Origin of the sequence: Pseudomonas sp. PS01301, assembly GCF_029960215.1 — a bacterium.
GTDB lineage: Bacteria > Pseudomonadota > Gammaproteobacteria > Pseudomonadales > Pseudomonadaceae > Aquipseudomonas > Aquipseudomonas coleopterorum.
Window position 1 is genome coordinate 61228 of the sequence record NZ_JASCPM010000023.1, and the last position, 15022, is coordinate 76249.

The following is a 15022-nucleotide window of genomic DNA, read 5'->3' on the forward strand; positions in this document are numbered from 1 at the left end:
GTGCGGCCCATCCCGAGTTGAGGCGAGGCGCCGAGGGCCCTGGGAATTCCAATTCGTTGCGCGCCGGTGTGGCGGCCAGGTCATCGAGAATCATCGGCAGGATCAAGCGGGTCTTGGCGATGATCGGGTGCTGGCGGGTGTCGCTGTCCAGGCGCTGTCGCCAGCGGTCCAGGGGTAGCGGGGCGAAGCTGCCCGGTGCGGGGTGTCGGCCACCCAGCCACACAGGACCTTCCAGGACAGGGCTCCGTTTGGATGGCACAGGTTGGACGCTCGACCCAGTGTGCCGGCGGGTAGCTGGATCGCCAGTTGCGCCAGGACCTGCGCGGCGGCGTCGACGGGTGTCAGGTCGATACCGCCTTCGAGGTCGGCTGGCCAGCATCCAAGTAAAATGCACGTGCCCAGTAGCAGGCACACGTAGTCGCTGTCGTTGACGGTGCTGTGCTCAACCCCGAGGGGCGCCGCCAGGTCGCCGCAACGGACGATGGTAACGGCCAGGCCATGTTCGCGTGCGGCGTTCAGCGCCATGGCTTCGGCAACCTGCTTGCTCTCTTCGTACCCAGTTCGCGCGCTGCCGCCCCCGGCGAGAGTAGACACCAGCAGCAGCGGCATCGCACCATCGAGGGCCAGTTGCACGATCTGAGCGGTGCCTTCGACATTGCACGGCACTAGATTGGCATAGGGCTTGACCCAATTGACTTCGGCCCCTGCGTGAACAACGCAATCGACGGTTGCCGCCAGGCTCTGATAAGTATCTGCAGACAGCCCCAGTTGCGTGGCGGTGAGGTCGCCACATTCGATCTGCAGCTTGCCCAGCCAGTCCAGCGGCACGCCGGTTGGCACCAGGCCATGGCGGTGCAGGCTGTCCAGGCAGCGTCGCCGCGCTTCTGCAAGGTCCCTGGCACGGACCAGGCAGACCACCTGTTCGACCTCGAGCTGACGGGCCAGGGTGGACAGGATGAATGCGCCGAAAAAACCCGTCGCGCCGGTCAGCAGGATGCGCTTGCGTGGTTTGGCTCGGTAGGCGTGGAGAACCTGTGCGCCGCTTTGCGGCCCAGGATTGAACGCGTAACGCGCTGCCTCCACAGCGACTTCGCGCAGGACCGAGGCCACAGGCAACCCGGCCTGGGCGCGATCAATGGCCAATGCCATGCCTTGCAGTCGCGTGTCCTTGATCAGTGTGGAGAGGGAAAGCTGTACATCGAAACGCTGGTTGAGTTCGAGCAGCAATTCGCTCAGTTGCAGGCTGCCGCCGCGGTCAAAGAAATCATCGTCTTCGTGCAAGGCCGGAATGTCGTCGCCCAGCAGGGTGCGCCAAACTGCGGAAACCTGTGCCTGGGTGGCGGTCAACGGCACTTGGTCTTCAGGCAGTGAAACGGCTTGCCCCAGGTAGGCTGCGCTCAACGTCCCGCGTTTCTGATTGCGGCCAGCGTCCAGGCTGGCCAACGCGTAGTAGGCGCTGGGTACCGCAAAGAAAGGCAGGTTCAGTGCAGCCCAGGCGCGCAGGGCAGTGGCTGTGGGCAGTTGCTTGGGGTTGGCAGGCACGACGTAGGCCAGCAATTGTCGGGCGGCGCCTTCGTGACGGCTGCCGACATAGGTTTGGGCCACCAGCGGATGGCTGTTCAAGACCTGCTCGACGTTTTCCGGATGCACCTTGTAGCCGCGGATCTTGAGGTGGGCGCTATCACGCCCGAGCAACCGCAGGCGGCCGTTGCCCAGCCAGATCACCCGATCGCCGCTGTCGAACAGCTGGCCGTTCAGCGCAGCGTCAGGCTGCCCGAGGTAGCCAGTGAACATCCCTGGCGTACGCAGGTGCAGGTGACCTGCGACGCGGTGGGGCACCGCCTGCCCGTCCCGGTCAAGCACCCGGGCTTCGACACCCCTGATCAATTGCAGGCTGCCGTCATCGTGTTTGAGCGCAACGTCGCCGGCTTCGTTGGAACCGTACAGGTCGATCAGGTGACAGTCGGGCAGTAATGCCTGCACGTGTGAACGCAAGGCCGCCGACAGGTTCTCCCCGCTGCTCCAGAGCACTTCCAGGCCCGCGCAGCAGGCCACGAAACGAACTTCTTCACGGACCAGGCCCTGCAACAACGATGGGATAATCATGATCTGCTGCAGATGGTTGTCGGCGATGAAGTTCATCAGTCGGATCGGGTCCAGCACCACCTCATCGCCGATAAGCACCGTGGTACACCGGCTGAGCAGCGGGTAATACAGGTAGCTGGTCAGCCAGGCATTGAAGCCTACTCGTTGCCCAGGCTGCAGATAGCTCTGCCACAAGCCCAGGGAATCAAGCACGGCAGACGGTGGCATCAACGCCACCTTGGCAGGGCCGCTGGTGCCCGAGGTCAGCAGGCCGTAGGCGATGGCCGAACGAGCGGGTGCCCATGACGGACAGTCGGCAGGTACCTGGCGGGCGAATTGGCTTTCCAGCAAATGGGGCTGCGTGGCATCCAGCTGTCGCGCGCCATCGGCGTCGCACAGCACCAGGCAGTCGCCCAGGCGCTCGAGCAACTGATGGCAATGTTGAGCGCTGTACCAGGCAGGCACCTCGAGATAGCGGCGGCCGGCCAGGGCACAGGCGGTCATGGCCACGGCCGTGTGGATGTTCTTGCGCTTGAACAACACCGCCCAGGCATCAGGCGCCAGGCGGGCTCGCAGCACCTGTGCCAACCGCTGCGCCTGATCGTGCAGTTGCTGCAGGGTCAGGCTGTCGCGCCCATCGCTGACGGCGACGTGATCCGGGTCGGCGGCCACGCAGGCATTGAACGTATCCAGCCAGTCAGGCACGGCTACCGGGCTCAGGTTGTGATGGTTGAAGGTGCCCCAGTCATCGAGACTGCGTTCGCGCAAGCGTTGCAGTTGCAAGGTGCAGGCCTGAGGCGCTGTCAGTGGCGAGGGGCCGGTTCGGCCTTGTGCATCCAGCAAATGAAAGCCGGTTTCGGTCAGCAGCCCGATCACGCAGGCTTGCGCCATCAGCTTGTCGATGGACGGCCGCTGCGCTGCGATGTCCGCTTCCCGACAGGCCAACAACAGTGGCTGGCCGAGCAGTTCATGCAGCGGGGCCGGCGCCTCGGTCTTGGCCCAGGTGAGTGCCGAGGTATCCAGGGCATGGCAGTTCACCCTGGGGAACTGGGCCATGGCCCAGAGCAGGTGACCGAGGTCCTCGCTGCCGCTGTGCAGCCCGCTGTGCAGCAGGACGATATCCAGATTCGCCGAAGGTGCGCGGTGCAGGTTGCTGAGCGTCCCGGCGGTACTGGCAGGTCGCTGCAGGCCGGCCAGTAGGGCGAAGAATCGATACGTCGGCTGGGCGTTGGCGGCGGTTTCGTCGACCACGGCTGGGTAGGCTTGCTCAGGGTGGTGCACGGGTGCAAAACCGGTCGAGCGCTGCGCCTCTTCGTGCCAGCCCTTGAAAAACTGCCAGGCAGGTACCGTTTGTGCTTCCCATTGCAGCATGGTCGGGTTGAACGGTACGCCCAGAAAGTCGCACAACGTGCTCAAGCCGCTGGCGCTGTCGTGCATCAAGTCCTGATCGCTTTCCAGGGCCAGCAGACTCTGGGCCGGGCACACTCGGTGCACGCGCCGGTACAGCGCCAGCAGTTCCTCGAATCCCGACTCCTCGGCATCGAACCACGTGTCCTCGCCCTGAGTACCGACGCGATACAGTGAGCGCATGACCGCCTCCGGCTCGCGGACCAGAAACACATGCTTGAACTGCTGCAGCCAGTCGTCGCTGATCTGGGCAAAGTCGCAGAACCAGGCGATTTCCTTGCTCAACAACACCGACTTCCCTTCGGGCAATGGCGCCAGGGCCAGCGCGTCCAGAGCCTGGCCATAGGTGGGCACCAGGTCCCGGTTGCCGGTCTTGCGGTGGGTGTCGAGCACGTTGCGGTATTTTTCAGGCCAGTGCTGCATCAGGAACGGCTCGCTCAGTCTTTCGTGAAGTACGTGCACGGCGGGGTGTTCCATCACGCAGCGTTCAAGTGCAGTAGAGCGACTTCTGGACACGGCCCAGATGATCACTCGCAGCGGTCGCATCAACATGTCCAGCTCCTTGGTCAACCACGCAGCACCCAGACCCCGGATGCGGCAATCAGGCCCATGCCCACGATCATGATGGCGTCGGGGACTTCATTGAACAGGGCAAAGCCCCAGAACATCGCAAACAGCAGGTAGCTGTAATCGAACGTGCCCACGATCGTGCTCGGGCCTAACTGATAGGCCTTGGCAACGCCCACGCTCATCAGCACCATCAGTACCGCAAGTACACTCAGCAATCCCCACTGCGCAGGCCCCAGCGATACCCAATGCGGCGCCAGGAAGCCTTCGTGCACAGGCTCCGATGATGGGCTCTGCAACCGATGGCCCAGCAACACCAGTGCCCCGACCAGGCACAGGCAGAGGTTGAGATTGAGCGCCAGCGACAACGCGCAGTGGCTGGCGCATCGAGTGCGCGTCACTACAGCCGCCACGGCGTAAAGCAAGGCTGCCAGCACCGGCAACAGCGACATGGCGGAAAAATGTTCAGCCGTTGGCCGCAGGATCAGCAGTACGCCAAGGAAACCCAAAGCAATGGCCATCCAGCGACGTGGGTTTACCTGCTCGCGCAGCACCTTTGCCGACAGCAGGGCAATGAACAGCGGCGCGGTATAGAGCGCCAGCGCGGCCAGGCTCAGACTCACGTGCGGCAGTGCAGCGTAGAAGGCGATCCACATCAGCGTGAGGGCCGCACTGCGCAGCAGTGTCCAGCGATCCCATGTCAGTTGAAGCCATGTGCTGCTGCGCTGCGACAGGCACAGCCACAGCAGGAGCAGGGCAATGGCGATCGTGGAACGAACGACGTGCAGCTGCCATACCGTGAACTGGGCGCTGCCCAGCTTGATCAATGCATCGGATGTCGCGACCAGGAATACCGAACCGGTGATCAGCCCCGCACCTGCGCGTGTATCGTTGAGGTGCCGTCGCCGTTCCATGCCGTGGTGAGTCCAGGCGGTGAGTCTTTGCATGATGCCCTAAAAGGTGACATGGTCTGTAACGACCATTTATTCGGCCAGGGCAACTTCAGGTTATGGAAAACCTCCGGCGTAAATTACCGCCACTTTCAAGTCTCATCCCATTCGAAGCAGCCGCCAGGCTACAGAGTTTCTCCCGTGCGGCGGACGAGTTGCACCTTACCCAGACCGCCATCAGCCGCCAGATTCGTTCGCTCGAAGAGAACCTGGGTGTGCAGTTGTTCGATCGCAAGAGCCGTGGCGTTTTTCTTACCGACGCCGGTGAAAGCTATCGCCAGACGGTTGCCGCCGCCTTGCGGGATATTGCCCAGCGGACCGAAGAGCTGCGTCAGCATCAGTCGTCGGCACGGGTCGTGGTGCTGTCGTCGCAATTGGTCGAAGCGTTCTACCTGTTCATGCCCGCGCTGGCAGGCTTTCATCAGAAGCATCCGCAGATCGAATTACGCCTGCATTCGACATTGGCTGCTATCGGTGACGAGCGCGAGCGCTTCGATGTGGCGGTCCAGACTCTGGGTCGTGCCAGTGCCGATCACGTCCTGCTGTTCAGCGCACCTGATGAAGTCTTCCCGGTGTGCAGCCCTGCCTACTTCGATAGCATCTGCAGGCGGTTGACCCTTGAAGAGTTGCCCAACTGCCGCCTGCTGCACTACGAGCCGAGCAGGCAAGATTTCGTGGGCTGGGACCAGTGGCTGGAATATGTCGGTGCGCCGTTTCGGGTGGGTCGCAAGGGGATGGGCTTCAACAGTTTTCCGGTCATGATGCAAGCGGCGCTGGAAGGCCATGGCGTGGCACTGGGCTGGGGGATGACGACACGGCAGATGCTTGAAGATGGCAGGTTGGTGCGCCTGTTCGACAAGCGCTTGGCGATGACCGACGCACTGGGCGTCTACAAGTGGCATGCCAATCCGCTCTCGCCGGCGGCCGGCCTGTTGGTGCAGTGGCTGCAACAGCTTTTGCTCGAGTTCAAGCCCAGCGTGGAGTCGGTCTCGGCCTGAGGGGTCACATCACCGCGTTGCGCAGCGACAGGCAGCCAAGCAGCGACTGCACGCAGCACATGGAACTCATGTTGGCGGTAGTCAGCCTGACCTGGGGAGCCAGTGGCGCTTCGTAAGCGGCGCTCACGCCGGTGAAATGGCTCAGGGCACCGCCGCGTGCCTGGCGATACAGGCCTTTGGGATCCCGCGCTTCGGCGAGCGCCAGGGGGGTATCGACGAAGACTTCGACGAAGGCATCGCTGCCGATGATTTTCCGCGCCAGCGCCCGGTGTGCAGAGCGCGGCGAGATCAACGCGGCCAGGACGATGCAGCCCTGGAGGCAGAACAGGCGCGCGACTTCAGCGGTTCGACGTACGTGCTCCAGGCGGTCGCTATCGCTGAAGCCGAGGTCTTGGCAGAGCCCACGCCGCAATTCGTCACCGTCGAGCACTACACAGGCATAGCCCAACTCTTCGAGCTCCACTTGCGTGGCCCGGGCGATGGTGGTCTTGCCAGCGGCGGGGATGCCGGTCAGCCACAGCACCGTGGGGCGCGTGCTGGCCAGCCGCCGGTGTGGCAGTCGAAAGGTGCCGTGGGGGGATCTAAGCATCGCGTGCTCCAGGGTCGGCAAGTGCTGCCAGTACCCTCTTCTGGATATCGTGTACGGCATGTTCGCTGAAACCGCTGCGCAGCGCATCCACCAGCAACCGTCCCCCAGAGTAGCCCAGGCTGTGCAGGCCTTTCTGGACACTCTCGCACAGGGGCAGATCTTCTTCACGGACCACCGCAACGAAATCGATCACGGCCTGCTCCTGGGGATCGGGCTGGGGGCCTTGGGTGAACCATTGCACACGCTGCTCACAGCGTTGCGGTCCCGTGGGTACGTGATGCAACAGGTTCATGTACCCGCCCGGATAGACCTCGATGCACAGGTTCGGCCAAACGTACCAGGCACCGAATTCGCCCGTGCGCGGGGCGCTGGGGTTGGTCGCGTAGCCTTGCCGTTCACCTTGGTCGGCGCTCAGGTGGGCATGGAAGCCCGGATGCAGTTCGATACGGTAGCTGCTCAGGTCCAGTGTCTGCTGCGACAGGCTGGGGTGACAGCCGGGGCAGTGATAACACTCTGAATAGTTTTCCACCGAGACCTTCCAGTTTGCCTGCAGTGCATAGGTATGGCTGTAGCTGTGGTAGAGCGACTCTGGCGCAGGCGAGAAGCTGCGCAGTTGCGCCTCCAGCCCGGCGAGCTGGCTGGCCAATGGTGCGGCGTCGGGGTCCAGATTGAAGAAGACCAGCCCGCACATCACCTCCAGGCGCACGCTGGCCAGGCGGGCACGCCCAGGTTCGAAACCTGCCACGTCGCAGCTGTGCCGAGCGCTGAGCAAGCTGCCTGCGTGGTCGTAGCGCCAGGCATGGTAGGGGCAGGTGATTGCGCCACGCAGTTGCCCGCAGCCTTCGAGCAGGCGATGGGCGCGGTGCTGGCAGACGTTGTGGAACGCCCTGAGCTGGCCGTCCTGGCCATGCACCACCAGTACGCTCTGCTGGCCGATGTCGCAGACGATAAAGCTGCCTTCGACCGCCAGCGCGGAAACATGGCAGGCGTACTGCCAGGTGCGATGGAAAATGGCCTGCAGTTCCTGATCGTAATGTGCGGCGTCGAAATAGAAAGCGCCGGGGAGGTTGTAGGCGTGCTCGGCATCGGGATGAAAAGCACCGACGTCGAGGCTCGTACAGAGGTGTTCTGCGCCATATTCATTCATGGACGGCCACCGCATCGCCCAGGGTTTGCGGGCACAAAGTCAGGCCCAAGCCGGGGCTGTCATCCAGTCGCGCAATGCCGCGGCTCACGCTTACGCCGCCATGTGCGGTGACGATGCTGTGATGGCGGCAGGCGTTCCAGCTGGCGCGCAGGTATTGATGGGGGGTGGCCATGGCCAGGTGCATGGCCGCAGTGTCGGCGATCTGGCTGCCGCCCACGTCTTCGATGTTCATCTGGATGCCGCGCTCAATGCAGTAGTCGCGCAGATGCCGGGCCTTGGTCAGCCCGCCGACCCGGGCGATCTTCAAACCGATGACCTGGGCGGTATGGCGGGCACAGGCGCGGTACAGATCGCCGGCGTCGTGAATGCATTCGTCCAGAATCAGCGGCTGGTGCGTCAGCCTGCGCACATGCTGGCACTGTTCCAGTGTCTGGCAAGGCTGCTCGAAATGAACCTCGGGGTCCTTGACGGCGTTCATCACCGCGATTGCCTGGGCCGGCAGCCAAGCGCGATTGGCGTCGAAGGTCAGGTGGTCGCCGCGCACGCGATCGGCCAACAGGCTCTGGATCCGTGAAAGGTCGGCCGACACACCCGATCCGACCTTGCATGAATGGGTCCGGTAGCCTTCGGCATGCGCTTGGTGCATGTCGACAACCATCTGCCGGGGCGTTGAGGTGGGGATGCTGCTTTGCAGGGTCAATTCGGTGTTCAGGCGTCCGCCGAGGAGCATGTGCACTGGCAGGTTGCAGTAGCGCCCCAGAATGTCCCAGCAAGCCATGTCCACGGCGGTCTTGACGTAGGGGTGGCCTGGCAATGCCAGGTCCATGACCTGATTGATCGCATTCAGGTTCAGCGGGTTGCAGCCCAGCAGATGAGGCGCCAGTTCGGCCAGTCCGGCGCGCACGCCGCGGGCGAAGGCCGGCAGGTAGGACGAGCCCCACGGACAGCTTTCGCCGATCCCGGACAAGCCTTGGTCCGTCTCGATCACCACGATGGTACTGTCCAGCGCGCTGTAGTGCAGACGTCCGCCGGACAGTGCGTAGGGCTTGTCCAGAGGCAGGTCCACTTGGTAGATGCGCAGGCGACTGATTTTCATGATGCCTGCCTCGCAGGCTGGGGGGCGAGCACAGTGTCGAGCGCCAGGGCTTGCAGGATGGGCAGATGCAACGATTCCATCAGCCTTGGGAAATCGTGCAGCAGTGCCACATGAGGTACATAGCTGTCGCGTTGATCATCCACCCAGCTGGCACCACAACTGCGGCTGACCACCTGCTCGAGCAGCGATGGCTCCAGGCCCATGGCGTCCCCGAGTTGCAATGCTTCCTGCAGGATGGTGTGGTTGGTCCAGGCCATGACTTCCAGTAGGCACTGGGCGTAGTGGCCGCACGCGGGATGGGTGAGCGTATAGCCAAAGTGCTCCGGCAGGCTGGGCTTGCGTCGGCCGCGTGCGTCGATCACGAAAGTGTCGGGATGGCGATAGGTTCGGTCGGCGCCATAAGGCGAGGGTGCGGTGAAACCGTCGATCAACAGGCGACGCTGGTTTTCGGCTTCCATCAATGCCACCACCTTGAGGTGGTTGGCGTGGGCCGGGTAACGACCGCCGGCCTGGCGATAGCGCGCCTCGATCAGCCGACCCAGTGGCAGGTCAACGCCGAGCTCGTCGGCCAGAGCCACCGTCAGGGCCATGTCCTTGACGGTGATTTCCAAGGTGCAGGAGTGATCGTAACTGCCGTCCAGGAGCATTGGCGTGACCTGGTCGACGACGAAGCAGTTGGCTTGCGAATGCTTCGCCACATTCCATAACCAATGCAGGTCCAGCCCCTGGTTCTGGGCTACCAGCAGCAACTCGCCCCACGCCAGGGTCGCGCAGTAGAACAGCAGGTTGGTCAGTAACTTGACCGACTGACCATGGCCGATGGCACCCACGTGGAAGCGGTGTTGCCCCATCGCGTCCAGTGCCGGACGGGCAATGTCATAGGCCTTTTTCTCACCGCCGACATAGAAGCAGATGTTGTTGAAGTCCACGCCCATGTGCGAGAGGTTGCTCACGGGAGCCTCCAGGCTCATGACGCCGCGCAGCGCGGCCATTCGGGCGATGTCCAGGGTGTTGTGGTAATCGGTGGTCGAGGTGTCGATCCATACTGCACCGCTGGCCAGGGCGGTGAGTGCGCCATTGTTGCCGATCATGGTTTCGCGCACATGGCTGGGCAGTGGCAGGCAGGTGATCAGGATGGCGTTGCCCACGGCCGCTGCCGCAGGGGTCGATGCCCACTGCGCGCCTTGACCGCAAACCCAGCGTTCGCAGCTGGGATCATGATCGTGGACAGTCACGATGAAGCCTTTTTTCAGCAGTGCAGTCACGAACGGGCGCCCCATGTTGCCGGCACCGATAAAGCCAATGGAAAGGGTCATCGAGCGATTCCTTGAATGTTCAAACCAGTTGGCGGGCCCTTCCAGCGCCCTGTTTGCGTACCCAGATCGAGTCGAAGTTGTCCAGCATGACTTCGGCCGTGGAAAAGCTTGGCCCGTCGTCGATGGGCGTGATGATCGCGTCGATGTCCGGGTAGATGAAAAAGGCCAGAGACACCCGAGCGCTGGGCTGGCGATGCAGGACTTGATGAGCGGTACTGACCAGACGTCCATGGGTCCAGCGTTGCAGCAGATCACCCAGATTGACCAGCACGGCGCCTTCCAGGCACGGCACGTCGCACCACTGGCCGCGGGTATGGACGCGCAGTGACGGCTGCGGCAGGGGTTGCTGGATCAGCACGGTAAGAAAGCCGTTGTCGGTGTGCTTTCCGGCCGTTCCCGACCTTGCCGGGTAATACGAGGCGCGCTGGATCAGGGTTGGCCGGCGAAAATGTGCATCGAAGGCGTGCGCAGGCAGGGTCAGCGCGGTGGCGATCGCACGGCGCAGGTTCGGGAACAGGTGTTCCATGACCTCGCCCTGCAAGGCATAGGCGCTGGCGTTGAGGCCAGGAGCCACATGCTCGTCGGGCAGTACGCTGGGGCCACTGAAGGGCGCGCATCCGGGCCGGTCGATGCCCCAGTCCAGATGCTGCTTGTTGTCCGGGCCGGCATCCGGGTGCAGGGTTTCGCCGTATGCGCCGACGTAGCCGCGTGCAGTGGGCGGGTAGCCGGGCTGCCGATCATGACCGAAACGCTGCTTGACCGACTCGGGTAGCGCGAAAAAGGCCTGGGCGGCGTTCAGGTATCGCTCGATCAGCACGGCCGAGAGGCCATGTTCGACCAGATAGAAAAAGCCGTCGTGCACGCATGCATCGTGCAGCTGGGCTAGAGCCTGTGGTTCGCATGCGGCCAGTTGCGCAAGGGAAATGACCGGAAGTACCGGTGTGTCATGAGCGCCGTTCATGCGACGTGCAAGGCCAGGTAGTGGGCTTTGGCGTTCTGCAGGTAGCGGGCCGACATCTGCCCTTGCAGTACGCTCACCCCCTGCTCATCCTCGAGTGCCTGCAGCAGTGGCTCGAAGCCGGCGGTGTCGTAATAGGCCTCGCGAATGCTCACCACCACCACGCCACCCGATTGCGTCATGCCGATCAGGCCACGCAGCGCGGAGGCCGGCAGATGCCCAGGAATGAAGGCACCGCAGCACACAACCGCATCGAAGCGGCGGAGCATATCGGGCGGCAGCGGCTGGGTCAGATCTATCTGGCTGTACAGATGCTGATAGGCCTGGGTAGCTTGGGCCTGGTCGATCATGGGTTTGGACAGGTCACACCCGCTGATCTGGCGATAGCCGCGTTCATGCAGCGTACGCCCGACCAGGCCGGTACCGCAGCAGGCATCGAGAACACTGCTGACGTGGCGGACAGCGGGGCACTGCGCCACGGCGTCGAGCAGATCGACCACCATGGTTGGGCCGCAATAGGCTTCGGCTTCGACATCGGCATCGTAGTGACGAGCCCAGTGATCGTAGTAACGCTCCAGATGGTGAGTGCTGTGGTGCGACAGCGCATCAGCAATCGAACGGGTGCTCGAAGTCTTCGGCGCAAGAGCCGAAGGTATGACGGTGGTGGCTGCATCCATGATTCGAATCTCGAAGGAAAACTGTTGGGCGGGTTGGCTGTCGTAAGAGTTAGCAGCGCCGCCAGACAGGGTCAATCGAGCTGAAATGGCCTTGATTCGAAAGAAAATTTACAGCCGCAGACGGGGCTCCTGGGCTGGCACGGTGTTGCACGCGCGTCGATCAAGGCAGCGTACCGCCGCCCCCCGGAAACACGCCTTGTCGGGACTGTAAAATCCTTTACGACGCACGATCACGCGCAATCGCTAAGGCCCGATCCATGATTTTTTCGCCGGGCACGCCGTCAATTTAATCGTGGCTCACAGAGCAGGATTCACGGCACTTTTCGGGATGACCATCGTCCTGTTTTGCGCTAGGCTCTGCGACGGCTCATGCTGCCCGCCGCTCGCTCCGCAAGGAAAGGTGAAAGCATCTTCGAGCAACGCCCTCATACCTCTCTTGATTGTCGAGGTCTGGCAACGCGAGCACCAGCATGCATCGACTCGGGAGTTGTCATGTTTTCTATCGAGCAAGCCAAGCAGATGGCCAGGACGTTGCGCGTCGGGCTGCAGGCGCAGGGTCATGAAGTGTCCCATTCCAGCGCTTTGGAAATGGTCGCCCGGCAACTGGGGCACAAGGACTGGAACACCGCATCAGCCAGCCTGGCGCCGATCGCTTCTTCGACCATCGGTTTCGACCGGGCCATCCCCATCCTGCGGATTTTCGACGAAGCCAAGGCCCGCGAGTTCTACCTGGACTTTCTGGGCTTCGAGGTCGAGTTCGAGCATCGTTTCGAGGCCGACCTGCCGCTGTACCTGGGCGTCGTGCGCGGAGCCCTGCACCTGCATCTATCCGAACATCATGGCGATAGCTCGCCAGGCTCGACCGTGTTCGTGCCGATGCAGGGTGTGGAAGCGTTGCGCGACGAACTGCTGGCCAAGCGTTATGGCTATGGGCGCCCGCAGATCGTCGAGCAGGGGTGGGGAAGGGTATTGGAAGTGTATGACCCGTTCGGCAACCGGATTCGCTTCTGCGAAGGGTGACAGCGGCCTGATCTAGGCCGTGATTTCGAGAAACTTGCGCACCCGTTCGGTATCAGGGTTGCTGAAGAACTTCAACGGTGGGGCTTTTTCGATGATCCGGCCCTTGTCCAGAAACACCACTTGATCGGACACGGCGCGGGCGAACTCCATTTCGTGGGTGACCACGATCATGGTGTAGCCCTCGCTGGACAGGTTCTTCATCACCTGCAACACCTCGCCGACCCGCTCGGGATCGAGTGCCGAAGTGGGCTCGTCGAACAGGATCACCTCCGGGCTCATGGCCAGCGCTCGGGCAATGGCCACCCGTTGCTTCTGGCCACCGGACAGCGTGTAGGGGTAGGCCTCGTGCTTGTCGGCCAGGCCGACCTTTTCCAGCAGTTCCACGGCGATGGCACGCGCTTGGTCCTTGGGCATGCGCTTGACGTAGGTCGGTGACTCCATGACGTTCTGGATCACGCTCAGGTGCGGCCACAGGTTGAAGCCCTGAAACACCATGCCGGTGCGGGCGCGCAGCGTGGCCAGCTCTTTGCTGGTCATCTTGCGGCGGGTCTGCTCATTGATGCCGATGCGCTGGCCAGCGATGTGGATGCTGCCTCGATCCGGCTCCTCCAGCCAGTTGATGCAGCGCAGCATGGTCGACTTGCCGGAGCCCGAGGAGCCCAGCACGCTGACCACTTCGCCCTTGTTCACCACCAGATCGATGTCGCGCAACACCTCGACGCCGTCGAAACTCTTGGAAAGCTTGCGGATACTGACCGCCGGGATGGCGATGCTGGGTTCAGACATGGTCGAATCCTCTTCTGGCGCCGAAACGGCCGGCGCGCTTGAGCGCCAGCTCCAGGCAGATGCTGATCAGCCAATACATCACGATCACCACCACAAACGCCTGGGTCGGGATGAAATAGGTGGACTGCACCGAGTTGGCGGCGGCAGTGAGTTCCTGCACAGTGATGATGGTCAGAAAGGCGGTGTCCTTCAGTGCAATGATCAACTGGTTGCCCAGCAGGGGACGGGTCTTGATCAGCAGTTGCGGCAAGGTGATGCGCAGGTACAGACGCAGTGGGGTGAAACCGTGCGCCTTGGCGGCCTCGATGTAACCTTCGGGCAATACCAGACGGCTGCCGCGCAGGATCTCGGCGAAATACGCTGCATGGTAGATCACCAGGGCCAGCAGGCCGGCGGTCCAGGCGCTCATGCGCAGACCCAGTTCCGGCAGGCCGTAGTACAGCAGATAGGCGAGAATCAGGAACGGCAGGGTGCGCATCAGGTTGATCCAACCGCGCACGACTATGGACAGCCGGTTGCGCTCCTCGAGCAGGAACACCCAGGCGCAGCCCAGTACGAAGGCGCAGATGATCGATAGCGCGAACAGTCCCAGAGTGGCCAGCAGGCCATCGAGGAACAGCGCCCGTGCCTCCCACAGAATGGTCCATTCAGTCATGTCGATAATTCCTCACATGGCCAGCCGATTGGCTTTTCGTTCCGCCAGCCCTTGCAGCTTGAGCAGTACGCCGATGATCAGCATGTACAGCACGGCGGCGGCGAGGATGGGCGGCAGCGGATCGTAGGTCACCGCCGAGATGCGGTTGGTGACGCGGGTCAGGTCGACGATGCCGATCACGGCCACGGCCGGGCTGCCCTTGATCAGAAACGACATCTCGTTGACCAGGCCGGGCAGGCTGGTGGTGATCATTTGCGGCAACATGATGCGGCGAAAGAACACCCCACCGGTCATGCCGCAGGCTAGCGCGGCCTCGCGCTGGTCGCGGGAGAAACTGAGGAAGGCGGCACGCCAGATTTCCGCATTGAATGCGGCGGTGTTCAGGGTCATGGCGACAATGGCGGCCGTGTTGCGGTTCATGTTGATGCCGAACACCGGCGCCGAGAGGAACAGGAACAGCACCAGGGTCACCAGCGGTGTGGCCCTGGCCAGGCTGATATAGAGCACCAGCAATTGCTCGACGAACGGGACCTTGGCCAGGCGGATCAGGGCGATGACCAGACCCAGGACGACACCGATGCCGATGGCGATGCCGCATAGCCACAGGGTGGTCCAGGCGCCTTCGAGCAAGAGTAGCCAGGCGTGTGTGTTCATGGCAGGCATCCTTGGCTGGGGGTTTTGCGTTGTATGTTCCGGCCTCTTCGCGGGCAGATGGCTCGCCGCCCGCCCCGCTCCCACAGGGATGAGTGATAAGCCGTGTAGCCTTGTGGG

General features: G+C 62.8%; 13 protein-coding genes. 2 read left to right on the forward strand and 11 right to left on the reverse strand.

The window, feature by feature from the left end:
• Positions 1 to 102 precede the first annotated feature (102 nt).
• Positions 103 to 4044, reverse strand: coding sequence for an SDR family oxidoreductase (locus QMX89_RS13825; protein ID WP_282348623.1), 3942 nt, complete (start codon positions 4042 to 4044; stop codon positions 103 to 105).
• Positions 4045 to 4058: 14 nt separating this feature from the next.
• Positions 4059 to 5006: a DMT family transporter gene (locus tag QMX89_RS13830; RefSeq protein WP_282348624.1), complete on the reverse strand. Its 948-nt coding sequence runs from the start codon at positions 5004 to 5006 to the stop codon at positions 4059 to 4061.
• A 62-nt stretch (positions 5007 to 5068) separates the two neighbouring features.
• On the opposite strand from QMX89_RS13830, the gene QMX89_RS13835 reads away from it, so the two are divergent.
• Complete coding sequence (locus tag QMX89_RS13835) at positions 5069 to 6007, forward strand: LysR substrate-binding domain-containing protein (protein WP_082484652.1); 939 nt, start codon at positions 5069 to 5071, stop codon at positions 6005 to 6007.
• Between the two features lie 4 nt (positions 6008 to 6011).
• On the opposite strand, the gene cysC is transcribed toward QMX89_RS13835, so the two are convergent.
• The 6 genes from cysC to QMX89_RS13865 are packed head-to-tail and all read right to left on the reverse strand — an operon-like array spanning position 6012 to position 11790.
• Complete coding sequence (cysC, locus tag QMX89_RS13840) at positions 6012 to 6596, reverse strand: adenylyl-sulfate kinase (RefSeq protein WP_282348626.1); 585 nt, start codon at positions 6594 to 6596, stop codon at positions 6012 to 6014.
• A complete protein-coding gene (locus QMX89_RS13845; protein ID WP_282348627.1) occupies positions 6589 to 7743 on the reverse strand; it encodes an aromatic ring-hydroxylating dioxygenase subunit alpha in 1155 nt (384 codons plus the stop codon). The genes cysC and QMX89_RS13845 overlap by 8 nt, the downstream gene beginning before the upstream one ends.
• Positions 7736 to 8839 carry a mandelate racemase/muconate lactonizing enzyme family protein gene (locus QMX89_RS13850; protein WP_282348628.1) on the reverse strand — a complete coding sequence of 368 codons (1104 nt, stop codon included), beginning with the start codon at positions 8837 to 8839 and terminating at the stop codon, positions 7736 to 7738. The genes QMX89_RS13845 and QMX89_RS13850 overlap by 8 nt, the downstream gene beginning before the upstream one ends.
• The gene (locus QMX89_RS13855) at positions 8836 to 10155 is read right to left on the reverse strand and encodes an NAD(P)-dependent oxidoreductase (RefSeq protein ID WP_282348630.1); all 1320 of its coding nucleotides are present in this window, start codon (positions 10153 to 10155) and stop codon (positions 8836 to 8838) included. Before QMX89_RS13855 ends, QMX89_RS13850 begins: the two co-directional genes overlap by 4 nt.
• A gap of 19 nt (positions 10156 to 10174) precedes the next feature.
• Positions 10175 to 11116: a 2-oxoglutarate and iron-dependent oxygenase domain-containing protein gene (locus QMX89_RS13860; RefSeq protein ID WP_282348631.1), complete on the reverse strand. Its 942-nt coding sequence runs from the start codon at positions 11114 to 11116 to the stop codon at positions 10175 to 10177.
• A complete protein-coding gene (locus QMX89_RS13865; RefSeq protein WP_049860816.1) occupies positions 11113 to 11790 on the reverse strand; it encodes a class I SAM-dependent methyltransferase in 678 nt (225 codons plus the stop codon). The genes QMX89_RS13860 and QMX89_RS13865 overlap by 4 nt, the downstream gene beginning before the upstream one ends.
• Before the next feature lie 492 nt (positions 11791 to 12282).
• On the opposite strand from QMX89_RS13865, the gene QMX89_RS13870 reads away from it, so the two are divergent.
• On the forward strand, positions 12283 to 12810 hold the full coding sequence (locus QMX89_RS13870; protein ID WP_282348632.1) for a glyoxalase superfamily protein: 528 nt from the start codon (positions 12283 to 12285) through the stop codon (positions 12808 to 12810).
• Positions 12811 to 12822: 12 nt separating this feature from the next.
• Here QMX89_RS13870 and QMX89_RS13875 read toward each other — a convergent pair whose 3' ends face one another.
• The 3 genes from QMX89_RS13875 to QMX89_RS13885 are packed head-to-tail and all read right to left on the reverse strand — an operon-like array spanning position 12823 to position 14905.
• On the reverse strand, positions 12823 to 13596 hold the full coding sequence (locus QMX89_RS13875) for an amino acid ABC transporter ATP-binding protein (protein WP_282348633.1): 774 nt from the start codon (positions 13594 to 13596) through the stop codon (positions 12823 to 12825).
• Complete coding sequence (locus QMX89_RS13880; protein WP_056843985.1) at positions 13589 to 14251, reverse strand: amino acid ABC transporter permease; 663 nt, start codon at positions 14249 to 14251, stop codon at positions 13589 to 13591. Before QMX89_RS13880 ends, QMX89_RS13875 begins: the two co-directional genes overlap by 8 nt.
• Before the next feature lie 12 nt (positions 14252 to 14263).
• Positions 14264 to 14905, reverse strand: a complete 642-nt coding sequence (locus QMX89_RS13885) for an amino acid ABC transporter permease (protein WP_049860819.1) — start codon at positions 14903 to 14905, stop codon at positions 14264 to 14266.
• Between the last annotated feature and the right edge of the window lie 117 nt (positions 14906 to 15022).